The organism is Oscillibacter sp. CU971 (genome assembly GCF_905219725.1).
Taxonomy (GTDB): domain Bacteria; phylum Bacillota; class Clostridia; order Oscillospirales; family Oscillospiraceae; genus Oscillibacter.
On sequence record NZ_CAJMXG010000158.1, the window covers coordinates 1 to 7014 of the forward strand.

Here is a 7014-nt window from a genome sequence, read left to right on the forward strand (position 1 = left end):
CGGGGGGCCGGGCCGGGGCAGCGCGGCGGGCTCTATGGTCAGCTACTGCCTCTATATCACGGACATCGACCCGGTGAAATACGGGCTCTACTTCGAGCGCTTTTTGAACCCGGAGCGGGTGAGCATGCCGGATATCGACATGGACTTCGGCGACACCCGGCGGGGGGAGGTCATCGAGTATGTCCGCCGGAAGTACGGCGGGGACCATGTGGCCCAGATCGTCACCTTCGGCACCATGGCCGCCCGGGGCGTGGTGCGGGATGTGGGCCGGGTAATGAACCTGCCCTACGCCGAGGTGGACCAGATTGCAAAGCAGATTCCCAACTCCCCCGGGGCCCACATTACCCTGGCGGACGCCCTGCGGCTGACGAAGTCCCTCAGCGACCTCTATAACCGTGACGAGACGGTAAAGCGGCTCATTGACACCGCCCAGATGCTGGAAGGCATGCCCCGGAACGCCTCTACCCACGCCGCCGGGGTGGTGATTACCAAGCGGCCCGTGTATGAGTATGTGCCCTTGGCGAAAAACGACGACATTGTGGTCTGCCAGTACGGCATGGTGACCTTGGAGGAGCTGGGGCTTTTAAAGATGGACTTTCTGGCCCTGCGGAACCTGACGGTGCTGGAGGACGCGGTNCAGNTCCTCAAGGAGCAGCAGCCGGACTTCCGCCTGGCGGATATCCCGGAGGACGATCCCGAAACCTATGAGATGCTGGCGGCGGGGAAGACCTCCGGCGTGTTCCAGATGGAGTCCACCGGCATGACCGGGGTCTGCGTGGGGTTGAGGCCACGGAACATCGAGGACATTACCGCCATCATCGCCCTCTACCGGCCCGGGCCCATGGATTCCATCCCCCAATTTCTGGAGTGCGCCCATAACCCGGAAAAGGTGAAGTACGACCATCCGCTGTTGGAGCCCATTCTTTCCAATACCTATGGCTGCATTGTTTATCAGGAACAGGTCATTAAAATCTTTCAGGAGCTTGCGGGCTACTCCCTGGGACAGGCGGACATGGTCCGCCGGGCCATGAGCAAGAAGAAGGTCAAGGACCTGGAAAAAGAGCGGGAGGCGTTTTTGCACGGCGACGAAAAACGAAACATCCAGGGCTGCGCCGCCCGGGGAATTCCGGAGGGCACCGCTCAGCTGATTTACGACAAAATCTACGACTTCGCCGAGTACGCTTTCAACAAGGCCCACGCCGTTTCCTACGCCGTGGTAGCCTATCAGACGGCCTACTTCAAGTGCCACTACACTCGGGAGTACATGGCGGCCCTGCTGACCTCCGTGCTGGACAACTCGGATAAGGTGGCGGGCTATATCAACGAGTGCCGGGACTGCGGCATCGCCCTGCTGCCCCCGGACATCAACCGCTCCCTGGACCGCTTCACCGTGGAGGAGGGAGGCATCCGCTTCGGGCTGGTGGCCATTAAAAACATCGGCCGGGGCTTTATCCAGGCCGTCATGAAGGAGCGGGAGGCGTCCGGCCTTTTCCGGTCCCTGCCGGACTTCTGCCGCCGCATGGCGGGCAGCGACATGAACAAGCGGGCGCTGGAAAATCTGATCCGGGCCGGGGCCTTCGACTCCACCGGGGCCCGGCGCTCCCAGCTCATCCAGATCTATGAGAAGGTGCTGGACGCCGCGGCGGCCCGCCAGAGACAGAACCTGGAGGGACAGCTGGACTTTTTCGGCATGTCCCAAAGCCGTGGCCAGGCGGCGGAGGACGTTCATCTGCCGGATATCCCGGAGTTCACGGCCCAGGAGCGGATGACCATGGAGAAGGAAACCACCGGCCTCTATCTNTCCGGGCATCCGATGGACGCTTACCGGGATATTGTGCGGCGGCTGCGGGTCCCCCAGATTGGAAAGGTGCTGGAGGACTTCAACCAGGAGAACGGCCCCACCCGCTTTGCCGACGGGCAGTATCTGACCCTGGCGGGGGTAGTGACCTCCAGCAAGACCAAGACCACAAAAAACAACAGCCTCATGGCTTACGTGGTGGTGGAGGACGAGACCGGGTCCATTGAGATGCTGTGCTTCAGCCGGACGCTGGACGTCTGCGGGCCCTACCTCCGGGAGAACCAGGCCGTGGTGGTGAAGGGGAAGCTGTCCGTCCGGGACGAAAAGGCCCCCCAGCTCATGTGCGATTCCGCATATCCGCTGGAGACGGCGGAAGGGGGGCTCGCGGCCCGGCTTCCCGCCGCGAAAGAGGACAAGCTGGTGAAGGGGGAAACCCTGTATTTGAAATTCCCCTCCCTGGACCACCCGGCGGTCCGGCACCTGAAGCTGGTGTTCACCATGTTCCCGGGAGACGCCCAGGTGAAAATGGTTATGGCGGACACCCGGAAGGTGTACGGTACGCGGGCAATGCTCCACAGGGCCCTGATTGAAGAGGCCAAGGAAACGCTGGGAGCGGAAAATGTAGCCGTCAAATAAAAAACGCGGGTACGGAATCTTCCGTACCCGCGTTTTCTATTCGTTTTCCGCCGTCAAGGCTTGGATGATCCGGCCATAGAGCTTTTGCGGCGCTTCCTGGAACCGTTTGGCCACCGCCTTGGCCTGAGCCTGGTCCACCATCATCAATTTGAGATCTATCACGCCGCCCTTGTCGTCGGTGAGCTGGAGGCGCACCGTATAGGTCCCGTTTGGCCTCTGCTCGACGGAGGCCTTTACCTGCCGCCGGCGGAGGAGCTTACGGTTCCACTCCTCCAGGTTTTTGTCACAGCGCTGGCGGATAGAGTAGGGGAGGCTGGACTCACAGGCGGCGCCGTTCCTACGTCCCTTGTCCGTAAGAGCGTAGAGGCCGGAGGCGGAGAGGGTCAGGTGCCCGGTGCGGACCAGGTCGGCCAGGCAATCGGAAAAGTCGAAGTAGTCAATGGCGTCGTCGCAGAGGGTCAGGTCCAAGATGGCGTCAAAGGGCGCCGGTTCCTCAATTCTGGCGGCGATGTAGAGAATCAAAAATTTGATTTCCAGTTTGTCCTGGATAAAGCCCGGCATAGCGGTGGCCTCCTCTCCGGTTTTCTCGCAAGAAGCGTGGTGTTTTTTTATTATACCCCGCCGGAGGGAAAAAGACAAGTCTGCCTGAACGGGCGGAGGTGGAAATTTGTCGAAATTTACCGGAAAGCACCTTGACGGCTCTTGCCGACATTGGTATCATAGGGACAGTTCTAAACTGGAAAGGCGGCGGCAAGATGAAAAGAAAAACGCTGGCGATCTTATTAGCGGCGTGGATGCTCTTGACCCTGGGGGGCTGCGGGGGGAAGACAGACCCGGTCCCGGAGCCTGAGCCCGCAGAGAAAACGGACCCGCTCCCACCGCCTGAACCGGAGCCGGAGCCGGAACCCGCTGTTCCGGCGGGGATGAATCCGCTGACGGGCCTGCCTATGGAGCCGGAGTATGAGAACCTGCGGCCCATTGCCATCATGCTGAACAACCTGAAGGCGGCGCAGCCCCAGCTGGGCATCTCCCAGGCGGATATTATCTACGAGGTCCCGGTGGAGGGGGGCATCACCCGGATGCTGTGCCTTTACCAAACGGTAGAGGGTGTGGACATTCTGGGAAGCGTTCGCTCNGCCCNGCCTTACTTTGTGGAGCTGGCCCTGGGACATGACGCGGTGTATGTCCACGCCGGCGGCAGCCAGGAGGCTTATTCCAATCTGCGGAGCTGGAAGGTGGACCATATGGACGNCGTCCGGGGNGGAGNGGACGCAAAGATTTTCTGGCGGGACCCGGACCGAAGGAAGAATAACGGCTATGAACACAGCCTGATTACCTCCGGGGAGAAAATTTTAGAGTACCTGGAAAAGGGCAAGATCTCCACGGAGCATGTGGATGGCTGGAATTCTATCCAGGCGTTCACGGAGGACGGAACCCCGGCGGCGGGGGAAGCGGCGGAGCATATCAAGGTCCGCTTCTCCAGCTATAAGACCGGGACATTTGACTACGACGCGGCCACAGGGAAGTATCTGGTGGGTCAGTACGGCAAGGAACATGTGGACGGCAGCACCGGGGAGCAGGTCGGCGCTGTCAATGTGCTGGTGCTGAAGACCTCCACCGCCGTCCTGGATGAAGTGGGCCGTCTCCGGGTCCAGACCACCGGCGAGGGAGAGGGGCTTTTCTTCTGCGGCGGCAAGGCGGTCCCCATTCAGTGGAGCCGGAAAGACCGGAACAGCGCGTTTGCCTACACGCTGGAGGATGGCCGCGCTCTGGCCCTGGGCCAGGGGAGCAGCTATGTCTGCATCATCAGCCCTAAGACCAGCACGGTGGAATACGAANAAGCGAAGGGACCGCCCCGTTTCCGGGGCGGTCCTTGGTTTTATTTGCGGCAGGCGCAGCAGCATTCCTCGTAGTTCTCAGGCATCCGCACCGTGTTGGGCGGGAAGAACTCGCCCACCGGGAAGGAGATGTTCCGGAAGATGCCGCAGGGGTCTTCGGTACCGCTGCCGCAGGAGCACTCCTTATCGGGCATACAATAGTCGTATACGGGGACCAGGAGCTGGGAGNCCCGCTCCAGCCGGACGATGGAGAACTGGCCCAGAGTGACGTAGATGCGGCGGCTGTCGTCGCCGCTGGAGAGCTCCCCGTCGAAGCAGCTGTTGACGAAGGAAGGCACCTCGCACAGCTCGCAGTCGCAGTCCCGCTTGCCGCAGCAGTCCATGATCCGGGCATCCAGGACGATGGGGTCCACGGCCTCGACTACGGCGATGGGAAGATTGGAACGGCTGGTGAGCTGGAGGTCCGGCTCGCCGGTGCGGAGCTCGGAGGAGAAAATTTTGGCGTTCCCCTCGCTGCCGAAGAGGATGGCCCGTTTGTCGAAGACACAAAGGCCCTCTACCGTAACAGGGGCGGGGCAGCTCAGATACGCTTGCAGGGTGACGGAGTAGAAGAAACGCATGTCGACGGTGTAGAAGCCCCGGTTGAAGCTGACGGGCTCCACGTCCACGTAGACATAGAGCAGCTTGGCGCTGCCGCCCTTGACGGACAGGGCGCGGTTAATGACATCCACATATTGAAGCTTGGGATAGAAGCGCAGGTCCTCGATGCAGTCCTTGTCACGGCAAGAATCGTACACTTTCCGTGTATGAATGCAAACTGCCTCTCGGATGCCGCTGAGGTCCTCCACGGGACCGGGCATGACTTTCTCGGGCATTGCAATACCTCCTAATAAGTAGCTGGCGAAAGAACAAGGTCCTTTCAATCCAGTGTATGCGCCGCCGCCCGGGAGGTGAGGGAGGAGGCGCTATTTCAGTTCCTCCCGCAGGAGGGCGTACATGCAGTAGGATTGTACCCGCCCGTTTTTATAGACGCCCATGCGCATTGTGCCCTCGCAGACGAAGCCCGCCTTTTCCAGCACCCGGCGGGAGCCCAGGTTTTCCGCAAAGGGCTCCGCGAAAATGCGGAGGATGTCAAAGCGGTCAAAGGCTTCCCGGCAAATCTGCCGCACCGCCTCCGCCATGATGCCCCGGCCCCAATAATTCTCTGCCAGCCAGTAACCCAGCTCAGCGGATTTTTCGTATACGTCGTCCTTTCTGGCGACGCTGATACTGCCGGCGGCCCGGCCGTTGACGGCGATGGCCCGCATGAGCTGCCGGGCTTCGCCCTGAGCGATGCAGTCTTCCACAAACCACTTCGCGTCCGCCAGGGTGTAGGGGGAGGGGAAGATGTTCCGCAGATTCGCCGCAATGTTCGGGTTATCCGCCGCCTCCGCGACGGCCTCTATGTCTGCCCGCTGCCAGGGCCTCAATATAAAGGATGTCATAGTGTGCCTCCCAAGATAAAATTTGACATTTATTATATCACGGGGACGGACAGCCGTCCACCACCTTGGGGCCGGTTCAGGCCCCGGTTCAGGCCCCGGTTCAGGCCACATCAAAAAGACAAAACAGAAAAGGTTCTGCTTCTGTCAGCGAAACTTGAATTTCACTGCCCTTTTGCGGCTGCTAAATTTCTTCAAGTTTTTTTCGTTTTGGAGCTTGACATGTATTTGCAGGTTGCTACTATTAGCAGCGCCTATAAAAACAAGAATTGAATGTCGTTCAGCTTTGTGATATACTTTGGCCGTCATGATAAAAGGGTGGGTAACAATGATTGCAAAAAGTGTACGGCGTACAATCGACCATGTAATCAAAATGATTTGGTTGAAAGAGATTTGCGAGGACTATGGTAGCGGGAATCTTCTCCGCGAAGCGAGTCTGCAATCCAGTTTGTACCATCATCTACGTACCTATTTAGAAGATGTTCTAAAGGCGAATAATCTTTTTATCTATCCGGAATTTTACATACCAGAATTGAAGTATAGAGCGGACTTGGCGATCGTACAAATGGATCTTTCTGCAGATGGGTCTCTTTCCCAAAGAGTGTTGGATATTGTTTCCATTATTGAACTGAAATTTGTGGGCGGGACAGCGCAAGGCACTTTGGATGTTATAAAGGCTGATTTGCGAAAGATTAAACACTATGCCAAGCAGATGGATAAAAACTGTCAATTTTACTTTGGTGTAATCTATGAGACAGAATGTGCGTGGCTACACTGGTATGATCGCCGGAGTACGGAACATTGGGCAAGTGGACGTGTAACCGAACTAAACGCTGGATACTTGGATGGTATAATGACTTTTGAGGTCAATTCCTATAATCAAATGGGTCTCCAGAATAAAAGTACAATTTGCCAATTGTTTTGGTGAAATCCCCCTTGACAAATGTTCTCTTGACATGAGCGGCAAATAAACCTATAATGATGAGCGACAACTGAATAGAATGAATGTCTTCAAGGCAGGGTGAAATTCCCGATCGGCGGTAAAGTCCGCGAGCATGTAAATGCTGATTTGGTGAAAGTCCAAAACCGACAGTATAGTCTGGATTAAAGAAGGTGTATTGGATATGTCAGTATTATTCTGATACTATGCACTTTTTGCCTATCCGTCAAATGCTTTGTCGACATTTTTCAATACACCTTAAAATGGTAACACCTAAAGGCATTTCATTGCTTTTAGGTGTAATTTTTTTAGGAGGTATTT

At 57.5% G+C, this 7014-nt stretch carries 6 protein-coding genes and 1 riboswitch; of the genes, 3 read left to right on the forward strand and 3 right to left on the reverse strand.

The genetic code is table 11. The features are described 5' to 3' along the window. The coding region (dnaE, locus tag JX325_RS10935) for a DNA polymerase III subunit alpha (protein WP_204791159.1) at positions 1 to 2434 on the forward strand (2434 nt) is incomplete at its 5' end. A gap of 36 nt (positions 2435 to 2470) precedes the next feature. On the opposite strand, the gene JX325_RS10940 is transcribed toward dnaE, so the two are convergent. Further along, complete coding sequence (locus JX325_RS10940) at positions 2471 to 2995, reverse strand: DUF4364 family protein (protein WP_204791160.1); 525 nt, start codon at positions 2993 to 2995, stop codon at positions 2471 to 2473. Positions 2996 to 3189: 194 nt separating this feature from the next. On the opposite strand from JX325_RS10940, the gene JX325_RS10945 reads away from it, so the two are divergent. Next, positions 3190 to 4347: a DUF3048 domain-containing protein gene (locus tag JX325_RS10945; protein WP_204791161.1), complete on the forward strand. Its 1158-nt coding sequence runs from the start codon at positions 3190 to 3192 to the stop codon at positions 4345 to 4347. On the opposite strand, the gene JX325_RS10950 is transcribed toward JX325_RS10945, so the two are convergent. Then, positions 4314 to 5147, reverse strand: a complete 834-nt coding sequence (locus JX325_RS10950) for a hypothetical protein (RefSeq protein ID WP_204791162.1) — start codon at positions 5145 to 5147, stop codon at positions 4314 to 4316. The two genes, JX325_RS10945 and JX325_RS10950, sit on opposite strands and share 34 nt — an antisense overlap. Before the next feature lie 90 nt (positions 5148 to 5237). Beyond that, positions 5238 to 5756, reverse strand: coding sequence for a GNAT family N-acetyltransferase (locus tag JX325_RS10955; protein ID WP_204791163.1), 519 nt, complete (start codon positions 5754 to 5756; stop codon positions 5238 to 5240). Positions 5757 to 6081: 325 nt separating this feature from the next. Between JX325_RS10955 and JX325_RS10960 the strand changes: the two genes are divergently transcribed. Then, a complete protein-coding gene (locus JX325_RS10960) occupies positions 6082 to 6681 on the forward strand; it encodes a hypothetical protein (protein WP_204791164.1) in 600 nt (199 codons plus the stop codon). A gap of 75 nt (positions 6682 to 6756) precedes the next feature. Then, a riboswitch (FMN riboswitch) is annotated at positions 6757 to 6872 on the forward strand. Positions 6873 to 7014: the final 142 nt, after the last annotated feature.

Bases quoted from the DNA above. Each gene is read 5' to 3' on its own strand.
- JX325_RS10955 (WP_204791163.1), bottom strand. From the start codon at position 5,756: ATGACATCCTTTATATTGAGGCCCTGGCAGCGGGCAGACATAGAGGCC.
- JX325_RS10940 (WP_204791160.1), bottom strand. From the start codon at position 2,995: ATGCCGGGCTTTATCCAGGACAAACTGGAAATCAAATTTTTGATTCTC.
- JX325_RS10960 (WP_204791164.1), top strand. From the start codon at position 6,082: ATGATTGCAAAAAGTGTACGGCGTACAATCGACCATGTAATCAAAATG.